Annotated in this window: 20 protein-coding genes; 8 read left to right on the top strand and 12 right to left on the bottom strand. The window is 43.2% G+C overall.

Going from position 1 to position 19,382, the window contains the following annotated elements; all coding sequences use genetic code 11:
* Positions 1-26: 26 nt before the first annotated feature.
* Positions 27-1,205: a M20 metallopeptidase family protein gene (locus FHS45_RS00365; protein ID WP_062444234.1), complete on the top strand. Its 1,179-nt coding sequence runs from the start codon at positions 27-29 to the stop codon at positions 1,203-1,205.
* On the opposite strand, the gene FHS45_RS00360 is transcribed toward FHS45_RS00365, so the two are convergent.
* From FHS45_RS00360 to FHS45_RS00350, 3 genes are all read right to left on the bottom strand, one after another.
* The gene (locus FHS45_RS00360; protein ID WP_062444231.1) at positions 1,202-1,918 is read right to left on the bottom strand and encodes an EcsC family protein; all 717 of its coding nucleotides are present in this window, start codon (positions 1,916-1,918) and stop codon (positions 1,202-1,204) included. The two genes, FHS45_RS00365 and FHS45_RS00360, sit on opposite strands and share 4 nt — an antisense overlap.
* A 155-nt stretch (positions 1,919-2,073) precedes the next feature.
* Positions 2,074-3,288 (bottom strand): ABC transporter permease, encoded by a 1,215-nt coding sequence (locus tag FHS45_RS00355; protein ID WP_062444227.1) that lies wholly within the window; start codon positions 3,286-3,288, stop codon positions 2,074-2,076.
* A complete protein-coding gene (locus FHS45_RS00350) occupies positions 3,281-4,024 on the bottom strand; it encodes an ABC transporter ATP-binding protein (protein ID WP_062444224.1) in 744 nt (247 codons plus the stop codon). Before FHS45_RS00350 ends, FHS45_RS00355 begins: the two co-directional genes overlap by 8 nt.
* A gap of 473 nt (positions 4,025-4,497) precedes the next feature.
* Here FHS45_RS00350 and FHS45_RS00345 point away from each other — a divergent pair, with 473 nt between their 5' ends.
* The 3 genes from FHS45_RS00345 to FHS45_RS00335 all read left to right on the top strand — a co-directional run bounded on the left by FHS45_RS00345 (position 4,498) and on the right by FHS45_RS00335 (position 6,242).
* Positions 4,498-4,935 (top strand): HIT family protein, encoded by a 438-nt coding sequence (locus FHS45_RS00345; protein ID WP_062444221.1) that lies wholly within the window; start codon positions 4,498-4,500, stop codon positions 4,933-4,935.
* 124 nt (positions 4,936-5,059) lie between these two features.
* Complete coding sequence (locus FHS45_RS00340) at positions 5,060-5,584, top strand: tryptophan transporter (protein WP_062444218.1); 525 nt, start codon at positions 5,060-5,062, stop codon at positions 5,582-5,584.
* A 244-nt stretch (positions 5,585-5,828) separates the two neighbouring features.
* Positions 5,829-6,242: a YtxH domain-containing protein gene (locus FHS45_RS00335; protein ID WP_062444214.1), complete on the top strand. Its 414-nt coding sequence runs from the start codon at positions 5,829-5,831 to the stop codon at positions 6,240-6,242.
* Between the two features lie 115 nt (positions 6,243-6,357).
* On the opposite strand, the gene FHS45_RS00330 is transcribed toward FHS45_RS00335, so the two are convergent.
* The 3 genes from FHS45_RS00330 to FHS45_RS00320 form a co-directional block, all read right to left on the bottom strand.
* Positions 6,358-7,290 (bottom strand): glycine betaine ABC transporter substrate-binding protein, encoded by a 933-nt coding sequence (locus FHS45_RS00330; protein ID WP_062444212.1) that lies wholly within the window; start codon positions 7,288-7,290, stop codon positions 6,358-6,360.
* Between the two features lie 75 nt (positions 7,291-7,365).
* The gene (locus FHS45_RS00325) at positions 7,366-8,211 is read right to left on the bottom strand and encodes an ABC transporter permease (RefSeq protein WP_062444209.1); all 846 of its coding nucleotides are present in this window, start codon (positions 8,209-8,211) and stop codon (positions 7,366-7,368) included.
* Entirely contained in the window at positions 8,195-9,397 is a 1,203-nt protein-coding gene (locus FHS45_RS00320) for a quaternary amine ABC transporter ATP-binding protein (protein ID WP_062444206.1), read from the bottom strand. Before FHS45_RS00320 ends, FHS45_RS00325 begins: the two co-directional genes overlap by 17 nt.
* Positions 9,398-9,682: 285 nt before the next feature.
* Here FHS45_RS00320 and FHS45_RS00315 point away from each other — a divergent pair, with 285 nt between their 5' ends.
* The gene (locus FHS45_RS00315; protein ID WP_062444203.1) at positions 9,683-10,201 is read left to right on the top strand and encodes a GbsR/MarR family transcriptional regulator; all 519 of its coding nucleotides are present in this window, start codon (positions 9,683-9,685) and stop codon (positions 10,199-10,201) included.
* Between the two features lie 74 nt (positions 10,202-10,275).
* On the opposite strand, the gene FHS45_RS00310 is transcribed toward FHS45_RS00315, so the two are convergent.
* Positions 10,276-11,925 carry a right-handed parallel beta-helix repeat-containing protein gene (locus FHS45_RS00310; RefSeq protein ID WP_062444200.1) on the bottom strand — a complete coding sequence of 550 codons (1,650 nt, stop codon included), beginning with the start codon at positions 11,923-11,925 and terminating at the stop codon, positions 10,276-10,278.
* Positions 11,926-12,215: 290 nt separating this feature from the next.
* On the opposite strand from FHS45_RS00310, the gene FHS45_RS00305 reads away from it, so the two are divergent.
* Positions 12,216-12,764, top strand: coding sequence for a DUF3267 domain-containing protein (locus tag FHS45_RS00305; protein WP_062444198.1), 549 nt, complete (start codon positions 12,216-12,218; stop codon positions 12,762-12,764).
* A gap of 159 nt (positions 12,765-12,923) precedes the next feature.
* The gene (locus FHS45_RS00300) at positions 12,924-13,106 is read left to right on the top strand and encodes a hypothetical protein (protein ID WP_082411986.1); all 183 of its coding nucleotides are present in this window, start codon (positions 12,924-12,926) and stop codon (positions 13,104-13,106) included.
* Between the two features lie 85 nt (positions 13,107-13,191).
* Here the strand turns inward: FHS45_RS00300 and FHS45_RS00295 are convergent, their stop codons facing one another.
* The gene (locus tag FHS45_RS00295) at positions 13,192-13,275 is read right to left on the bottom strand and encodes a YjcZ family sporulation protein (RefSeq protein ID WP_037985558.1); all 84 of its coding nucleotides are present in this window, start codon (positions 13,273-13,275) and stop codon (positions 13,192-13,194) included.
* Between the two features lie 192 nt (positions 13,276-13,467).
* Here FHS45_RS00295 and FHS45_RS00290 point away from each other — a divergent pair, with 192 nt between their 5' ends.
* The gene (locus tag FHS45_RS00290) at positions 13,468-14,352 is read left to right on the top strand and encodes a peptidylprolyl isomerase (RefSeq protein WP_062444195.1); all 885 of its coding nucleotides are present in this window, start codon (positions 13,468-13,470) and stop codon (positions 14,350-14,352) included.
* A 133-nt stretch (positions 14,353-14,485) separates the two neighbouring features.
* Here the strand turns inward: FHS45_RS00290 and FHS45_RS00285 are convergent, their stop codons facing one another.
* From FHS45_RS00285 to FHS45_RS00270, 4 genes are all read right to left on the bottom strand, one after another.
* Complete coding sequence (locus tag FHS45_RS00285) at positions 14,486-14,683, bottom strand: sporulation YhaL family protein (RefSeq protein ID WP_062444191.1); 198 nt, start codon at positions 14,681-14,683, stop codon at positions 14,486-14,488.
* 61 nt (positions 14,684-14,744) lie between these two features.
* A complete protein-coding gene (gene yhaM / locus FHS45_RS00280) occupies positions 14,745-15,692 on the bottom strand; it encodes a 3'-5' exoribonuclease YhaM (RefSeq protein ID WP_062444187.1) in 948 nt (315 codons plus the stop codon).
* 137 nt (positions 15,693-15,829) lie between these two features.
* A complete protein-coding gene (locus FHS45_RS00275; protein WP_229717791.1) occupies positions 15,830-16,393 on the bottom strand; it encodes a GbsR/MarR family transcriptional regulator in 564 nt (187 codons plus the stop codon).
* A 60-nt stretch (positions 16,394-16,453) separates the two neighbouring features.
* Entirely contained in the window at positions 16,454-19,381 is a 2,928-nt protein-coding gene (locus FHS45_RS00270; RefSeq protein ID WP_062444180.1) for an ATP-binding protein, read from the bottom strand.
* Position 19,382: the final 1 nt, after the last annotated feature.

Genomic DNA, 19,382 nt, shown 5'->3' with positions numbered 1-19,382 from the left:
CTATCCTACGGAGGAGGAACCTGTTCATGTGGAAAGATATCTACACCGCTATTGATGAATCCTACAAAGAAATGGTTGAAACCCGGAGATATTTACACCAATATCCCGAAGTGTCGTTTCAGGAAGAAAAGACAGCAAAATACATTGCTGATACATACGAAAAGCTAGGTATCCCGTACGAAGCCAATATTGGCGGCAACGGAGTCATCGCCAGGCTAAAAGGTGGTAAACCCGGCAGGACAATCGCCCTTCGTGCCGACTTTGACGCCCTGCCGATCCAGGAAGAAAATGATGTACCTTATAAGTCCAAAAACGATGGTGCTATGCATGCGTGCGGACATGATGGTCATACTGCCGTCCTTCTGACACTTGCTAAAGTACTCGTCAACTATCAGGACAAAATCCCGGGCACAGTAGTATTCCTGCATCAGCACGCCGAAGAATACGCGCCAGGAGGTGCAAAGCCGATTCTCGAAAGCGGTGCAATCGATGATGTTGATGCGGTGTTTGGTACCCACCTATGGGCGACGACCCCACTCGGCACCATCGAAACGACCAAAGGCGCTTTCATGGCCGGAGCAGACCGATTCGAAATCACCATCAAAGGAAAAGGCGGCCATGGCGCACAGCCCCACCTCACCAAAGATGCACTTGTCATCGGATCGCAATTGGTGACATCCTTGCAGCAGATCGTAAGCCGGCGTCTTGATCCATTGAAGACAGCTGTCGTCACGGTCGCTCAGTTTGAATCTGGCACAGCATTCAATGTCATCGCGGATTCCGCCAAGCTTACCGGAACCGTCCGTACATTCGACCCTGAAGTGCAGGAAACGATAATCAAGGAAATGGAGAGAATTACGAAATCTGCCTGTATCCTTTATGAAGCTGATTATTATTTCGATTATTATAAAGGGTATCCGCCAGTGATCAATCACGCCGAGGAGGCAGCGCTAATCCTTGATGAAGCGCCTGAAGCTGAGGCCTCCTTGACGACCAGAGAAATCGAGCCGAGCATGGCAGGAGAAGACTTCGCTTACTACTTACAAGAGAAACCAGGCGCCTTTTATTTTACCGGTGCCAAGATAGAAGGACACGAATACCCTCATCATCACCCTAAATTTGATATCAATGAGCGGGCCCTCCCTCATGCGGCCAAAACACTGCTGCAGGCTTACCGTTCGTACCAGGAGAAATATTCATCTTAACGATCTCGGAGCGTCCGGAGACGGTAGCAATTCATCGCCGTCTCCCCTAACTGCTCCAACAATTTTGTATTCGCCCACGCTCCTACTACAGCCCCGAACCCAGGGACCAGTTGAAGCATTTTAACAAAGTCAATGGTGTCTCGGTATTCCAGCTGCAAGGACTTCCAATCGACTTCTTTCCATTTCCGCTGTTCCTGTTCCCATTTATTAATGATATCTGCTATCTCCCTTTGCCTGTTATCACTGGAAAAAGCAAGCATGAAGACATGGAGGATGTACATACGCTCTTGATAATCACGAACTTCATAACCGTACAGCTGCCCAACATCGAATAAGAACTTCATTTTAATACTCAATAATAACGGAAAATCGGCCATACCAAGCAGCAGTCCACCTGCCCCTGTCCCCGCTCCTTCAACAGCGGCAGTACGTTTATACCGCTTCATTCGCTCGCGTACCATACCTTCCCGCTCTCGAAAAGAAGCATCCTGCCTCACTTCTACTGGGTCGATGTATTCGGAAGTAGTCAGCGCGGCCTCAATCATTGTACGAATACTTTCTGTTACGACATGGTGCACTCGCTCTGGTATTTTCTTGTTTATCTTTGTTTGGATCCGCTTGGAAGACCGTTGGATCAGCGTGTCGCGTTTGCTTAAAGATTTTTCCCAACGCTTCGCTTCCCGAAGCACCTGTTCCTCATAAGACGATAGCAAAGAATCTCTCCTCCTTTTCCGGACCTCCCAATCCTCAACACCATAACATAAACAGTTTCTCTCGAAGCTGAGTCTTCAGTAAAAGGGGCTTATCTGTAACAGTAACACTGAGATTTAATAGAGCCTTTTTCAAAAAAGGAGCCTGGGACAGGCTCCTATGTGAGTCTTGGTTTGATATAGCTCTGTGTAAACAGCCAGCTGAAGATCGCTCCTCCTCCCCAGACGAGAAGCAGGCCAAATGGATTCCATTGGACAATGAACAGCAAACCGAACAGGAATGTTTGGAATAACATCAGTTGAAACAGCCATTTCAGCACGGCCTTTTGCCGCCATTCCTGCTTCAATGGATATAAGTCCATCCAGGCAATTGTCCGGTGATGATTCCATAACGTCATCATCTGAAACGCACTTAGATACAGGAACAGAATTGCAAAAACGACTTTCACCCAGACATTCGGCACATAGTAGATTGCAAGCCCGCCGATGACCAGCAGTCTGAAATACATGCCGACATAGTCGCTGCTCCGGGCAAAGGTAATCCGATATAAATAGTCAAACGACTGGGACTGTTTATAAGTAACCGGCTTGAGCAGAAGTCCTACCAGCCAGTGGCGCTTCTTTACTGTGTTTTTTAAATGGGGTACATCGGTAAACATATTTGCAATCCGGTAAAAAGTACGCATTCTCGCCTGATCCTTTTCGACAAGAACATCCCAGACAAGACCGGGTTTTTTCTTTGCCAGAGAATAATTGTACATCGTTACGCCAAACAAAAGCAGGGTAACAACTCCTGCAAACATTAGCTCGCCCGCTGCAAAGAAATAAAACACGACAATACTGAGCAGAATCCGTATCAGCTGATCCCATAACCTGGTGTTCAGATTCCTTTCTTTCAGCATCCACCAGTTCGCCATCATGTTCCAGCCCTTAAATACAAGGACCACGAGCATCATCATCAAATAATATCTTGTGCCCTGTTCCGGATAGCTGGCAAAATACAATGGTCCTAACGCAGCAGCAACCAACAGCACTAAATACAGCTGGATGACATAGCTGTAATAGAGGCAGCGCTTGAAATAGTCATCCAATTGGTGTTCTGCCGGCAACAGGAAAACAAGATCCGGCTCTTTTAAGAGCGTGCGAACCGGACTATAACTTGCGATTAAACCAAATGCGATGCCGACAATCATAGCTGTCGGGAAGTTTTCCGGAAGCTCCGTCAGCCACTGCTGGTAGTAATAAGCTAATGCCGAAAGGAAGAATATCATCGCTACAGCGATATGCCCATTGAAAATATATTTTAAGTACCTGCCTGTTTCTTTTGTATGCTCATTAAATCGCTTCTGCCAAAACGCCTTCGCATCAATCATGGTTCTCTTCCTTTGTCAACTGAACATACAGGTCATCCAATGTTGATCCAGGCATTTGAAAAGCTTCCCGCAATTCTTCCAGTGTTCCTTTGGCACGGATTTCCCCATCGTGTAAAATGACAAAACGGTCGCAATAGCGCTCGGCTGTTGCTAATATATGCGTGGACATTAAAACGCCTGCCCCCTCTTGTTTCATTTCCTCCATCAACTGCAGGTAAGACTGAATACCAAGAGGATCAAGTCCGACAAAAGGTTCATCCACGATGTATAAGGAAGGCTCAATCAAAAATGCACACATAATCATTACTTTCTGACGCATTCCTTTCGAAAAATGCACCGGGAACCAGTTTAATTTCTTTTCCATGCGAAATTCCTTCAACAAAGGATCCAAACGTTTTTTGAATTCCTGTTCCTCGATGCCATAAGCCATCGCCGTTAAATGCAAATGCTCATATAATGTAAGTTCATCATAAAGGATGGGCATTTCAGGTATGTAAGCCATCTGCTGGCGATAAGCTTCCGGGTTTTCTTCAAAGCGTTTGCCATTGATGGCTACTTGTCCTTTTTTCGCCTGCATCATCCCGATGATATGCTTGATTGTTGTACTTTTCCCTGCCCCATTCAAACCGATCAGACCGACGATTTCATTGGGATGTACATCAAAAGAAATTCCATGCAGAACATTTTTATGTGTATAACCTCCGTGGAGGTTTTCAATATGTAATAAAGGTTCCATTTAATCATCCTCTCCATTGCAATCCTTCTTTATAGAATTTTACCACTACCCTTAAACTATGCCAAAAAATTCATGTGCATAATTTCGACTCATTCCTCCAAACTACGTAATAAGGAGTGAGGCAGTACCCCGTTTCACAATGACAACATCAACTAGTGGTTCAACCACGAAATGAGGTGTCGGTGAAAGATCATTCATGAGCCAGATCCAGATTCCCCATGACAAATGAGGTGTTGACAGAAGGCTTATCAGCGGTTTCCTATCCAAAATTCCGGAAGCTTTTCCAATTGAATGGCTTCTCTTTTTGACAAAATAGGTAACAATTCGATCAATGATTAGCTTCACTCCTTTTATAGCAGAGCACCGGAAACGGTGCTCTGTTTTCTTATGAGTTATTTTATAAGCGGAGTGGTTTCTTACCGATGTCAAGATTATGATACAATACAGACAACTATTATAAAGGAGTGAGTAGTATGAGTCATAAGGAAGATTGTATTTTCTGCAAAATCGTAGCAGGCGACATCCCTTCTGCAAAAGTGTATGAGGACGAAGATGTATACGCATTCCTGGACATAAGCCAGGTAACGAAAGGTCATACGCTTGTTATTCCAAAAAAACATACGAAAAACATTTATGAGACCGACGCTGAAACAGCAGGGAAACTGTTCACTCGCTTGCCAGAGATTGCTTCTGCCATTAAAGAAACATATCAGCCAATTGGAATGAATCTTTTGAACAACAATGAAAAGCCAGCCGATCAATCAGTCTTCCATCTACATATTCATCTGATTCCCCGATACGGCAAAGGAGATGGATACAGCTCCAACTGGGAAGTCCATTCTGATGAATACAACACAGATGATCTGCAAAAAATTGCGGAAGAAATCAATCAGAACATCTCTTCCACATAAATAGATATACTTTGCTCATTGATGATGTTTTGATATAATGTACCTATACTTTCGCAGACGGTCACGAGGACACGTCTGGAAAAGTAAATTTAGAAGAGATCAGTAGAGAAGAGGAGAGAATAAAGTGAATATTCGTATTTTAGTCATGCTTTCATTACTTGTTGGGATTGGTGCCGTTTTACATGCAATCATGCCGCCATTTTTTTTAGGAATGCGTCCTGATATGCTGTTGGCGATGATGTTTCTGGGAATTATTCTATTTCCTAAATTCAAATATGTGATGATCCTATCCTTGGCGACAGGAATCATTTCTGCACTTACGACAACAGTACCTGGAGGTCAGATAGCGAACATTATTGATAAGCCGTTGACCGCATTAGCTTTCTTCGGGTTATTCATCGCAGGGCGCAAATTTGTGAAACAGAACATCTACGCTCCTTTGTTGACAGCATTAGGCACCATGATCAGTGGAACCATTTTCCTTAGCGTCATTCTATTCATCATCGGGTTGATGGAAGGAAGTTTCCCTGTCATGTTTGCTACTATCGTGCTGCCGACAGCTGCGATCAATACCAGTGCAATGATGGTCATATATCCTGTAACCCAGGGAATTATGAAACGGTCACAACTAAGCGCGAGTTATCAATAACATTCATAAACCTCTGGCTGGCAGGCTGGAGGTTTTTTACACTTTAGGAACGGTTAATTTTCTGAGTAGAATAAAGTATAATAAAAAGGAAGGCTCTCGCTATAAGGGTCCAGCGATAAGCAAAGTGTTTTTAAACGATAAACGGACATAATAATGGTAGGTCACCGATATTCTTTTAAAAAGGGTTTCATTTTTACATAGAAAGAGAAAATAACAAAAGAAGATGTTTGAAAGGGGTTATGTTATGGCAAACGGTAAATCGTTACTATTGGGCTTTTTTGTGGGTGGAGTAGCTGGTGCCGCTTACACGTTGATGAATACAAAGACTTCCGGAGAAGAATTCCGCGAAAACGCGAAAGCCAAAAGTGCACAGCTGAAAGATACTGTACTCAAACTGAAAGATGACGGCATGCAATTGAAAGAGCAAATTGCCCAGACCTCCAAAGAAGGCGCTGAATTGATTAAAGACCTTTCAGAAGATGTGAAGTCGTCCATTGAGAGCTGGAAAAAGACAGTAGAACCTCATCAGAAAAACATCCAGAAATACCTCGAGCAAATAGAAGAAAGTCTGAAAGAGTTGGAAGAAAAAGCGAAACAAGAACAAAACACTTCTCAACAGACACCACCTATGGAAGATCCAGACAAACCGAAATCATAACTTTAAAAGGGCTGTCCCATAAGTCGAATAAGACTTCGACGGGGCAGCCTTTTGATGTCTCAACAATTAAAAGAAACCCCCGCTTTCACAGGAAAGCGGGGGTGAGAAAAGTTACTTATTCATCTGGCTGTAGGTCTTCAATGGAGTCTACCTCCATGTATTCTGGAACGACCAGACCAATCTTAGCACCGGTCAAGTTCGCTCCAAGATCTTCAAGGCTGTCCTGGTGACGTTCATATTGAGCACCGTGTGTACCTGGCAGCCATGCAGCAACCATGCCATCCGCTTCGCCTGATGCTACGGATTCCCACATTGGTCCATTATCCAAAGCAGTAATCGTCACATCAAAACCTTGTTGTTCCAAAACGTACTTGATGACATTCGTTGATGCGATTTCAGAGTCCCAGTTAACATATACTAGTGTAACTTTTTCCCCATCAACTTCTTCTGTTCCTTCCGTCCACGCTTCTACTTTATCCGCATTGTTATCTACCCAATTTTGTGCCGCTTCTTCCGGGGAAGCTCCTTCTTCAGAAATCTCAAGCATGACTTCCTCCATGTCGCTTGTTTCCCATTGGAATTGGTCTAAAATTTTGTAGGCGTTCGGCATGTCTTTTTCTAATCCTTCGCGCACCATTGTTTTGATTTCCTCTTCACCGCCGAAAACTTCGTTTGGATCCTCAAGATATTTCAAGTCATATTTCGCAAATTTCCAGTGTGGAGTCCAGCCAGTTACAATAATTGGTTCTTCATTTTCATAAGCACTTGAGAGTTCCTGTGCCATTGCACCGCTGGAAGAAGTTGATACTTCCCATCCGCTCAAGTTTTCATATTCTTCTACCGCTGACTCTGCTGCTGCCACTACACCTGCTCCTGCTTCGATCCCAGTAATCGTGTAGTTGACTTCTTCGCTGTAGTCAGGTGTATTATCTCCGTTTGACGCTTCGTTGCTTTCACCCTCATTCTCATCAGAACCACAACCTGCTGCGACAAGTGACAATGATAGACCCGCTGCTATTCCAAGCCGCTTCCAGTTTAAGTTAAACATAATTAATTCTCCCCTTTTAATAGAATTTTTATGAGAAGACCAGCAGATGCTGGTCTTTTACCCTTTAATTAGACCTTATTGACCTTTTTGTGTATTTAAGTTCTGTGTGAAGCGATCAATGATAATTGCAAGAATAACAATTCCCAGTCCCGCTACGAAACCCGTACCGACATCCGCACGTTGGAGCCCGGTAATTACGGTTTGTCCAAGACCTTTTGCCCCGATCATAGATGCGATAACCACCATGGATAAGGAAAGCATAACTGTCTGGTTGATACCAGCCATGATCGTTGTCTTAGCCATCGGCAGCTGTACTTTAAATAACTTTTGTGCACCTGTAGTACCGAATGAATCCGATGCTTCAATCAGCTCCTTCGATACTTGTCTTATACCAAGGTTAGTGAACCTTACGGTAGGAGGTGTTGCAAAAATAACGGATGCGAATACCCCAGGTACCATTCCGATACTGAAAAACGCCACCGCTGGAATTAAGTAGACGAATGCCGGCATTGTCTGCATGAAGTCGAGTACCGGTGTAAGAATAGTCTGGACTGTCTTACTCTTCGCCATCCAAATACCAAATGGAACACCTATAATAACAGAAATCAGACTGGCAAATATGACCAGAGTGAATGTGTTCATCAATTCTTCCCATAATCCCTGGTTACTGATAAACCATAACCCGATCACCGAGAATGCAACTAAACCAAACCTTTTTCCTGATACAAAGAAAGCCAATACGGCGATGACAGCGATAAATAACCAGATCGGTATCGCCATCAAAAGATCCTCTGCGAAAAATTCAATAAAGTCTCCAAAATCCTGCTTGATAAAATCGAATAAAAACTCAAACGTATCTGTTGTCCATTCCGTGGCGTTGTCAATCCACTCGGCAACAGGCAGCTTAGGAATGATCTCCATTGATTGACACCTCGCTTCCTGCTAATGCTGCGATGACAGCTCCCCTGACGATGATACCTTTCAACTTATCTTCTTCAACAACTGCGATCGGTACAGGAGAGTCATGAATCATATCGAAAATCTCGTGCATGCTCGTATGCATTTCCGCTTTCGGTACGTCCGTATGAAGAATGTCACGCAAATCTTTCTTTTCTTGTTTTGCGGCAGCAGAAACATCATCTGCTGTTACATAGCCATATAGCTTTCGTTTTCTGTCGACCACATAAATGCTGGACAATCCTTCTTTTCTCATTCTTTCCAGAGCAGCGCGTGGCCCATGTTTTTCGATGTCCACAGTTTCTGGACGTTTCATGATGTGCTGGGCTTCCAGCACTTTAGAGCGATCTACATCTTCAACGAACTTCTCGACATAATCATTAGCCGGATTGACCAGAATTTCTTCCGGTGTGCCGATTTGGACAATTTTTCCGTCCTTCATCAATGCGATTCGGTCTCCAATCCGAAGCGCTTCATCCAGGTCATGGGTGATGAAAAGGATCGTTTTCTTCATACTTTCCTGCAGTTCTAATAGTTCATCCTGCATTTCTTTACGAATCAATGGATCCAAAGCTGAGAAAGCTTCGTCCATCAGCAGAACTTCTGGATCATTGGCCAATGCCCGCGCCAGACCGACACGCTGCTGCATCCCGCCAGATAACTGGGAAGGATATTGGTTCATGTACTCGCCAAGGCCAACCATTTCTAAAGATTCCTTGGCACGTTTTTCACGTTCAGTCTTATCGATACCTTGCACCTCAAGGCCAAACTCTGCATTTTGAATAATCGTACGATGCGGGAATAAAGCAAACTTTTGGAATACCATACTCAATTTTTCACGTCGTACTTTTCTTAAATCCTGTTTATTCATCTTGGCCAGGTCTTCCCCGTCAATCATGACACTGCCTTCTGTCGGTTCAATCAGACGATTGATCAGGCGGACCAACGTTGATTTACCACTACCGGATAGCCCCATAATGACGAAAATTTCTCCTGCTTCTACTTCAAAAGAAGCACGATTGACACCTACTGTGTTACCTGTCTTTTTTAATATTTCTTCCTTTGATAAGCCTTGATCAAGCATTTTAGTCGCTTGCTTGGCGTTCTTACCAAAGATTTTGGATAACTTATCTACTTTAATAACAGGCACTTAATTCACCTCACTATAACTTTTTGTCTAATTTTTATGATTAGTATTGCCCATTTCTCTGCACTCACCCTACATACTGTAACGCATATATAACAAAAAGTACAAACAATAAACTCAGTTAAAAAAGTATGAAAATAACGTACAGTTTATTCTGTACAAAATTTAGAAAGTGAATTTCGTAGTTTTCCTCTATTTTTCTTTCAATTAAACCGCTATCACTCATTTTAATTTTTTCTCACCTTGATATAACGTGTTAATTAGCCAATTATTATAAAGGAGGATTTTATGGCTCCTTATTCACATACAATCGAAGAATTGCATACCCAGGTGATTCATGAATTTTCTAAGACGTTAGAAATGTTCGCATTGACCCCAACCGAAGCTCGATTATTCGTGACCTTGTACCTGCATGGTGAACCAATGACGCTCGACGAGATGAGTAAAGCGCTCGGAAAAAGCAAAACTTCCATGAGCAATGGTATTAAAAGTCTCCTCGACCTCAACCTAGTTGAAAGTGTCTGGAAAAAAGGGGTTCGCAAAGACCTTTACCGTGCAGATGAAAACTTATATCGGCAATTCATGACTTCTTATATACAAAAATGGCTTGATGCTGCCAACAGACAAGCACATTCGTTAAAACAAATTGAATCCTCTATAAGGAAAGAAGTAAAGCAGATAGAAGAACCTGCCGACATGGAAAAGATTGAGGAATTGCATGAGCGGCTCGGGGAAATGATTCGCTTCCACCGATTGATTACTGATAACTTCAAAGCGATGAAACCAACAGCTAAAGACCTGGTTTAGCAGCCGCCGGATTTTCCCGTAAAGAAGGAGAGAAACCGATAATTAAGCCGGTTTCTCTCCTTCTTTATCTTTGTTTATCCTGCGTTTCCATTTTCGTTAACAATTCCGCAAAAATCGAAACCTATACCGAATGCGTTATTAGCAGCAGCTAACGTATTTTTGGTACACGAAGCGGTATGAATGGCGCACGTCATTCGATATCCAGGCTCCCGATTACTGAACATGTTGCCAATGATGGAAATTCTTTCACACGAAGATGTCACACGTATGCCCTGAGCGTCTACTTTCCCTTCACCACCTATTCCGGTCAGATGGTTGTTATTGACCGCCGTCATATCATTGCCAGTAATCCAGATCCCATGGCCTCCTACCAATGACATTGCATTATTAGCAATCGTTAAATCTCTATTACCACTAAATGCCTCAATTCCTGTTGCCTTTGTCTGTTTAATGTTGTTCCCAATGACATTCACCTGCCTGCATGCCACTAGTTTGATTCCCTTATCACCACCGGTCACAATATTATCCGAAATAATAGAGTTGGCGAGGTGCGCAAGATAGATGCTATAAGTGGGGGCGGAATTTTCGATCGTATTACCCGTGACGTTCACCTCGAGCATATCGTGATGTTTATCGCCGGTAATACTCATTACTGAGCCATGCCGGCCCGGTTTCGTAAATTGATTGCCTTGAATGGTGATACGTTTGACCTGGTTACTGCTGTAAGTCTGGTTGCCATCGATATCTTCGCTATCAACCTCCCCCTCCCCTACATGATTGGGATCAATCGAGAGACCAGCACCACATCCATTGAAAATATTACTTGTAATCGTGACATCCTCCCAGGAATAAGCCCGGACTCCCCATTGCAACGTTCCTTCTATGATATTGTTCGTAATGATAATTCGCTGGTGCCAGCGGTCTGAGGTTGCTGAGTGTGACCCGATTGCTCTCCCCCAGCTTCCCAGCCTGTCACTCGGGCCAAAGTAGCAATTCGAAATCATAACATCCTTGCAGGGGGTATGGTCGAAATGGCCTTTTTTCCAAGGGAAAACTCCTTTACTTTTCATCAAATCCAGCTGCACGGCTTCGGAATAAAGCTTCTTTTTCTTTGGGGCCATTCCAATAAATTTACAACCATCAATCAGGACATTTTTAGATGAGTTTATTTCCATCCCGTGCCCCGGGGATACATCTTTTATAATTAGATCACGAAATATTAAATTTTTACTATGGCCGAATACAAAACACGTCCCTCCTAAGTAACGATGGCCGTTATTATCCCATATCCCTCCAATAATAGTTATATTCCCATTTCCATTATAACCGTTGTCCGTACTGTCTTTCTTTATATTCTGCAGCATCCCGCGATGGTGCACTTTATTGAAAACCGCTTTTGGATGACACTCCATCCGTGTCCCTTCGTAGATGAAGAGGGTCGATGTAAGTTTATATACGCCTGCAGGGAAATAAATAGAAATTCCATTCGGTTTGTCTTTTGCTTCATCCAGTAATTGCTGGATACCTGAAGTGTCATTATGCTTTCCGTCCCCTTTAATACCGGGATGGTCTGTTGCAATATGATGCCTGCTGTCCGCGTCAATTTTTCTTTCCAGCTTACGCAGCCTTTGCTTAATCCGGGCGGTAACTAGTGAATCAACTGGATCATCTGCATTGGTACGATCTGGTTTATATTGCTTCAGCTTTTCTGTATATTTGCCCATGTACATCTCCCCATTTCAGTCAGTTCTTCTATAAAGAATGGTATGACTTTTTGAATATCTTTTTCCATAACCCGTTTAACACTTTTCAAACCTTGTAAACATATCTGCATCAAGCCTTGTCATGGCAGTCCAAAAACTCTTTTATTTTTTTTGTAAAAACCTATTGCTTTTTCAATGAAAACATACTATTATTCCATTTGTGCTACTAAAACATATGGTTTCACCCCAAATATCATAGAAACATTCATTACAATGTTTCAGTCATTTTTGCAGCAAAGGGGGATTCTGAGATGAATTGCTGGAAAACAGTAAACATCACTAAGGATTTCGGTAATAATCGTATTTATCTCACATCCTTTCTTACAGGGTTGTTGGCATTTCTGATATTGTATTTGGCTTTTTCACTGGTTCATTTGACACATGATGTAAAAGACCATGGGTTCATCCCTTTGCTGGTCATTCTGTTCTTCTTACCGTCATTGCACCGGATGATGCATATATTGCCATTAGTACTTGCTAATAAGCGTGTAAGGGTGAAATGGTCATTCAAAAGAAGATTGATTCCGACATTTGATTATCGGTGTCAATCCAAATTATCTAAAAAAACATCTATTTTCATGGCACTGGCACCGACTTTATTTATTACTATGCCAGCCTTGGCGATGAGCTTCATATTCCCTGGATATTTCGCATATCTTGTTCTGTTTGCAGCTGTAAACATCGGGTTATCTTTCACCGATTTCCTGTATTTGAACCAATTTATCCGGGCACCTCGTCGTTGTATCATTGAAAATGCAAAAGATGGTTATGATATTTTAATTAAACAAAAAAGCTCCTAATTGAAAAAGACAGATTATCGAGTATAAAACCCCGCAGGGTTTTGTACTCGATTTTTGATTTACGTTTCCTTTCTGTCTTGTTTTACAAATATTAAATCCTGTTCAAAAACATTAATTTTTGTTAAAGTAATGGATAAGAATAAAGGGGGTAATCCAGCTGTGGCATTCGTATTTATCATCTACGCCTTAGTCATTCTACTCATCATAAATTCTCTGACTCATTCGTTATGTACGAAGACGAACATGTCTAAAGAGAAGCAGCCGCGTGTCTTCCGTACGATAAATGTACTAATAACGATTTTATTGATTTCCTCCTATGTAGAGGTCTTGAACGCGGTCTGACTTCATGATTGTCTTCCATATAAATAAATGAAAAAAGCCAGACGCTTAAACCAGCGTCTGGCTTTTCTAATTCACCTGTCAGGGATTACAGCCATGCTGCCCCTACAATAATGAGCAAAATGAATAGCACGACGATCAAAGCGAAACCGCCACCATATCCTCGACTCATAACCTCACCCCCTTATCTGATACATACAGTATCCTATGCAGCGGCCCCACCCTTTGGATAGGCGCATGCCCCCTATCCCTAATATTTTGAAAAACGTACTAGTTTTTGCTAACTCGGTTATGTTATATTATGTCATAGGTTGTTGAATGCCCTACGTCTAGAATTTAATTACATATTAGGAGTGTTTGAGGAATGAAAAAGTTTGCAGTCGCTGCCACACTTGCAGCAGGAGTATTAACCTTATCTGCCTGCAGTTCAGATGCGGAAGACAATAGTGAAGTCGTTGTTGAAACAAGTGGCGGAGATATTACAAAGGAACAATTTTACGAAGCATTAAAAGATCAGAACGGTGAAGCAGTGCTTCAGCAGCTGGTCATGTCTGAAGTTCTATCTGCCAACTATGAAGTCTCTGAAGAAGAAGTAGATAAAGAACTTGAGAAAATGAAGGAGCAATACGGTGACCAGTTCGAAATGATCCTTCAGCAAAATAATTTCAAAGATGAAGAAGATTTCAAAGATACACTTAGACTAAGCCTGCTCCAAGAAAAAGCAGCAATGGAAGATGTCGAAGTAGCGGAAGACGAAATGCAGGCTTATTACGATAAAATGAAAACAGAAGTAGAAGCGAGCCACATTCTTGTCGAAGATGAAGAGACAGCAAAAGATATTAAAAAGCAACTGGATGAAGGAGCAGATTTTGCTGAACTGGCCAAAGAGCATTCTACTGATCCCGGCTCAGGAGAAAAGGGTGGCGAACTCGGCTTCTTCTCAACAGGTGAGATGACTGCTAAATTCGAAGACGCTGCTTACGATCTGGAAGTCGGAGAAATCAGTGAGCCAATCGAAACGGAATTTGGTTTTCACATCATAAAGAAAACCGATGAACGAGAAGCAGAAGATGTTGGTTCTTTTGAAGAAGAAAAAGATACCATCAAACGTCAGCTGGCTTCAGAAAAAATTGACCAGCAGGAACTTCAGGCCAAAATGGATAAAATGATGGAAGATGCTGAAATCGACGTGAAACTTGATGAATTCGAGGGACTATTCGATAAGCCAGAACAACCCGCGGAAGGTTGATGACAGAAGTAAACAGCCAGGCAACTATGCCTGGCTGTTTTTATATTTCGTTGGCGCTTTGTTTTCAAACAAAAAGAAGCTGCCTGACATGTAAGTTCAGACAGCTTCATCATAAAGGAGGAAAAAACAATAATTAACCTGAAGCCACAGACTTATTATGTTTTCTTTGCTCGCGCTCCTCTTCCATACGCTGGATATATACCTGGCCTTCGCGTTCGATAAACTGGTGTTCCAGCTTCTTCTCGGCTCGCATTGCTTTATAAGCCATATAACCACTCAGGAAGATGAACAGGATGCAAAAGTAAACCCAAATTGGAATTCCGAATAACATGGCATGATCCTCCCTGTCCGCTTTGTACTAATATTTATGCGGACAAGCGGACGGATATGCCTTATTTATCCTCGAACAAAGGTTTATAGAAGGAGCGCTGCTCCATAGAAAATAACCGCTCGGTAAATTCCCCTGGCTGTACTTTACCAAGAGCGCGATCCAGCATATTCATTTTGGCATCGAGCATATCAATTAGATGAAGGACTTCTGCTTCCCGTACGAGTGGCGGCTTCGGGCTTCCCCATTCACTCTTGCCATGATGCGAGAGGACCAGGTGTTGCAGGATGGTCACTTCTTCACCAGTGATTTTCAATTCTTCCGCAGCCTGACCGATCTCCTGTACCATCATCGGAATATGCCCAATCAGCTTTCCTTCCATTGTATAGTTAGGAGCGGCCGCTCCAGATAATTCCTTTAGCTTGCCTAAATCGTGAAGTATCACGCCGGCATACAACAAATCTTTATTCAGCGAAGGGTACAGCTCTTTCAATTCCCGCGCTAAGTTAAGCATTGATACGATATGGTGAGCGAGTCCTGAAACATAAGCATGGTGGTTTTTAGTGGCGGCTGGAAACGTCAACAATGCCTCTTGATACTTTTGCACGAAGTATCTCACCAGGCGCTGAATATTCGGGTTTTTCATCTCAAAAACCGCTTCGGTGATCCGCTCCATCAATGCTTCCTTTTTAATAGGAGCCTTCTCCACAAAGTCTTCCGGCGCTACCCCATCTGTCGCCTGAACGGGTCGGATCGACTGGATTTTCAACTGGGGACGTCCCCGAAAGCTGGTTACCTCTCCACTTAATTTCACGAGTTCTTCGGCTTGAAATACAGCTTCATCTTCGGATGTAGCTTCCCAAAGCTTGGATTCAATTTCTCCTGATGCATCCTTCAATATTAACGTCAGGAAAGGCTTCCCATTGCTCGCCACTCCTTTAGAAGCGGATTTAATCATCATAAATCCGTCAAAACCATCCCCAACATTATAATTAGCTATCCCTTTCTTCATCGAATCTCCTCCCCGCTTACCAACAAAAAAAGAACAAAGCCACCTGTTTCCAGTTTTATTTTTCTCTGAATATACCAGGAATCGGTTAATATAAATTCACCCAACCAGGGTTTCCCGTGCCCAGTTATGTTCATCATTCAATCATCTTCATGCTGATCGATTTTTGGTACATACTGAAAAATTTCACCGGATTCCACAACGCGGATAAACTCCATCAGCCATCGATAATAATTTTTGGCGTAACGCAGTCGCTCAATGTCCGCTAAGACTCTTTCTTGCAACTCTTCATCTTCGGATTCTTCTGCTATCTTTTCGAGCTTGGCAATCGTTTCCTCCGCTTCTTCGATGTTCGTTTCGGTATGATGCCGCCAACGGCTCCCGAATAATGTGGTGAATGATTTATACCAATCTTCTTCTGACTTATACAGGTCTTTCCGTACCCCGCGTTTGAACGCTGGCTCGACCATTTTCATATCGGATAATGCACGGACACCTGTCGACATGCTCGTCTTGCTCATCGCCAGGGCATCTCGCATTTCATCCAACGTCATAGGTTCGTCTGCAAAATACAAAACTCCATACAAACGGCCGATGGAAGGAGTAACCCCATACAGGCTCATATTTTTCGCAATCACCTGGATGAACTTTTCCACTGTTTCTTCATATTTGCCCCACTCTGTCTGTTGTCCTTTTTTCGCCACAGGAAAACCCTCCATTCATCCATCCCTATCTAATCTGAAAACATTTTACCATTAATAATTTCAATTAGCTAACCCTCCAGCAATCCGGTCCGAGAGTTTGATCGTTACAGCCCCTGACATTTTATCAGCCAAGTCCCCTCTTGTCGTGAACAAAAATACCTGATGGGAAACGGTGAGCTCCTCGATGATATCCATCATGACTCCGGTTCTTGTAGGATCAAAATGAACAAATGCATCATCAATAAGAAATGGCAGTCGATCTTCCCTGGATAGGACTGCACTCAACGACAGACGTAAAGCGACATAAAGCTGGTCTGCCGTACCTCTGGAAAGTTCAGAAGCACTGAATCTGAAACCGTCAGACGATTCTATTTGCAGATCCCCACGCTCGGGGTGAAAATACACTCGGTGATGGGCGTCTCCGGTCAGCCGGGAAAACCAGTCGCTCGCCCGGTCTAATACATCAGGTAAGTACGTGTGCTGATATACTTCTTTCGTTTGAAGCAACATTTTGTATGCCGTTTGCAGAACAGCCCATTCTCTTGCTTCTGCCTGCAGTTCATCGCGCTTTGCCTGCAGCTGGTGACGTTGCTCAGAAAAAGTAGCCGCATGTTCCAGCTTAGATAATTTATTATGGAGGTCAGCAAGCTCTTGTCTTCTGCTATCCCGCTCTACCTCTACTTGTTGTATTTTTTCTTGGAGCTCTGTTAGTTGTTGTTCCAGCAGCTGATAGTCCGGTACTTTCTCCAAAACTTGATAATCCTCGATATCGTCTTTTTTCAGTATCGTTGTCAGCTGCCTCCTTAAGTCTTCCCGCTTATCCCGACGCTTCCTTTCTGCTTCGGCTGCTTCAGCAATCTGTAAAAAGGCCTGCTCTTTATCTGATCCCGCTGCCTCCAATAAGGAGTTCTTTTCCCTTTTGAACGGAAGCATCCTTATCTCCAGCTGTTTTTTCTTCTCCCGCAGGTCTTCTATATCAGTCTCTAAGCGTACACGATCCCGGTCTATTTCTTGAATTACCTTTTCTCCCTCATGAAAATAACCAATCAACGCAGAAAGCTGATTATCGTTCCATTCCCATCCAGCGTTCGTTAAAAACGTCTCCAATTGCACCGTATACTTTTTCTGTTCATTTTCAAGGGAAGCAACTTCCTGCTTCAGTTCCAGGGCCTGGCGGTACTGTTCCTGTAACGGTTTTACTGCATGGTAGAGTCGTACCCAATGAACTGGTGATATTTCTAAAAGAAAAGGATATTGCTTGCGCTGCTCTTCTATCAGCTGGTTCAGTCGCTCACGCCGGCTACGAAGGGATTGCTTTTGTTCTTCCAGCTTCATTCGTTCTACAGAAGAACGCTGCCATTGCTCCTGAAGGTGCTCCAGTTCATAGGAGGCTTTTTCATGCTGGTCTAATTTCTGACGATTTAAATGGTATTCTTCTTCAGAAAGATTAGAAACACCCGAGTCCTGGGACAACTCAGCTCCCAACGAAGTTGACTGTCTATAAATATAATAGCCGCCAATAAGCATCAGAAGAGCAAACATAGCAACAGGCAGAGAGGACAGCAGCCATGCAGCTATAAGTCCAATCACTGCCAGGCCAACAGTCAGGCCAAATGTCTGCTTTGCCTGTCGCTGCCGTTTATCCGACGATGGACCTTCATTTTCCCCTCCACGACGCTGCTTCTGCTCAAAAGCTTCCAAGTCAGCTATACAGTGATGATAAGAGCGTTCCTCAAGGAGTTGACCTTCCCATACGGCTCTTCTGTCTTCTATATGCTTTTCCTCAGCTGACAGATGACGCTCCTGTTCCTTCAGCCGCTCTTCATCACCTTCCAGGCGTTCTTTCTGTCTGGCAGCCTGTACCCATTCCTCTTCTAAATAGAATGGAAAATCATAGTTCGCTAACGCTTCCTGGGTGAGCTCGATATCCAACTCTGTCAGCTCGCGACCAACGTTATATTCATATTCCCGGATGCGATCGTTCAGATGCTCTTCTTTCCTTATCGAGTCTTGAATGCCAGGAAGAGCAGCCGATAACTGCTCCATGTCTTCTATCAGTTCTTGAGAAAGACTGGCACTATGGAGTTTTTTCAATTTCTGCTCATTTTCTTGTATACGCTGTAGGAGTAGCTGCTGCTCACTTTCTAATGGCAGAAGCTGATCCTTAAGTGCGTGGAGTCTTTCTTTTCCATCAACAGGGAATTCTATCGGATTGTCTGTGCTGGAATTCGCATACTGATGGTAGGCTAACACTACATCTTTCACTTGCAGCAATCGTTGCAGACGAAATAAGTCTTCCTGTATTGTTTCTTTTTGATGCCGCAACAATTCCAGGTGACCCTTTGTTTCCTGCTGTTCATTGTTCAGCTGCTGATAAGACGCTTCTTCCCGTTCCATTTCTTTCAGCTGCTCATTTATCTTGTCGAGTTCCTGCAGCCGCTGGTTGATTGGCGGTTTCTTTCCTTGTGGACGGAATCGTTCGGAGAGTTGCTGCACCAACGTTTTTTCAGTTTCATTGATTCGAGTCGATCCTGTCAAACCGATATTAAGTAATGTTTCTCCAAGATCATTCTGGTCTATTTTATGAAGGTCAGTGAGATCAGCAGCCTCAAAGGAAAAAATCGCCTCATACGTATTGCGTCCCATTCCTAACAATGCCTGCAAGTGGCTTTCATCTTTCACTGTCCCATCCGGAAACAAACAGACAGCAGCTCCATTATTCCGATCATGGAGACGCTCAACCATCATTTTCTCTCCATGGTCTAAGAGAAGTTCCATTCTGCCTCCTACCGTTCCCCCTGTTTTCGGCTGATAAAATTCCCGTTGCTTCGGGGGCAATCCAAAAAGTACGAATAAGATAAACTTCTGGATTGTCGACTTACCGGCTTCGTTTTTCCCAATCATAATTGGAAAATTCGTTTTTTCCAGATGCAACGTGAAATTCTGCCATTTTCCGAAGCCATAAATATGGATATAGGTGATTTTCATA

The organism is Thalassobacillus devorans, from assembly GCF_011761345.1.
In the GTDB taxonomy this organism is placed as follows: Bacteria; Bacillota; Bacilli; order Bacillales; family Halobacillaceae; genus Thalassobacillus; species Thalassobacillus devorans.
The sequence above is the reverse complement of the archived record's forward strand: the minus strand, read 5'-3'. Positions and strand labels throughout refer to the sequence as shown.

Bases quoted from the DNA above. Each gene is read 5' to 3' on its own strand.
- FHS45_RS00365 (WP_062444234.1), top strand. From the start codon at position 27: ATGTGGAAAGATATCTACACCGCTATTGATGAATCCTACAAAGAAATG.
- FHS45_RS00355 (WP_062444227.1), bottom strand. From the start codon at position 3,288: ATGATTGATGCGAAGGCGTTTTGGCAGAAGCGATTTAATGAGCATACA.
- FHS45_RS00350 (WP_062444224.1), bottom strand. From the start codon at position 4,024: ATGGAACCTTTATTACATATTGAAAACCTCCACGGAGGTTATACACAT.
- FHS45_RS00345 (WP_062444221.1), top strand. From the start codon at position 4,498: ATGAGTCATAAGGAAGATTGTATTTTCTGCAAAATCGTAGCAGGCGAC.
- FHS45_RS00335 (WP_062444214.1), top strand. From the start codon at position 5,829: ATGGCAAACGGTAAATCGTTACTATTGGGCTTTTTTGTGGGTGGAGTA.
- FHS45_RS00330 (WP_062444212.1), bottom strand. From the start codon at position 7,290: ATGTTTAACTTAAACTGGAAGCGGCTTGGAATAGCAGCGGGTCTATCA.
- FHS45_RS00325 (WP_062444209.1), bottom strand. From the start codon at position 8,211: ATGGAGATCATTCCTAAGCTGCCTGTTGCCGAGTGGATTGACAACGCC.
- FHS45_RS00315 (WP_062444203.1), top strand. From the start codon at position 9,683: ATGGCTCCTTATTCACATACAATCGAAGAATTGCATACCCAGGTGATT.
- FHS45_RS00310 (WP_062444200.1), bottom strand. From the start codon at position 11,925: ATGGGCAAATATACAGAAAAGCTGAAGCAATATAAACCAGATCGTACC.
- FHS45_RS00305 (WP_062444198.1), top strand. From the start codon at position 12,216: ATGAATTGCTGGAAAACAGTAAACATCACTAAGGATTTCGGTAATAAT.
- FHS45_RS00295 (WP_037985558.1), bottom strand. From the start codon at position 13,275: ATGAGTCGAGGATATGGTGGCGGTTTCGCTTTGATCGTCGTGCTATTC.
- FHS45_RS00290 (WP_062444195.1), top strand. From the start codon at position 13,468: ATGAAAAAGTTTGCAGTCGCTGCCACACTTGCAGCAGGAGTATTAACC.
- FHS45_RS00285 (WP_062444191.1), bottom strand. From the start codon at position 14,683: ATGTTATTCGGAATTCCAATTTGGGTTTACTTTTGCATCCTGTTCATC.
- yhaM (WP_062444187.1), bottom strand. From the start codon at position 15,692: ATGAAGAAAGGGATAGCTAATTATAATGTTGGGGATGGTTTTGACGGA.
- FHS45_RS00270 (WP_062444180.1), bottom strand. From the start codon at position 19,381: ATGAAAATCACCTATATCCATATTTATGGCTTCGGAAAATGGCAGAAT.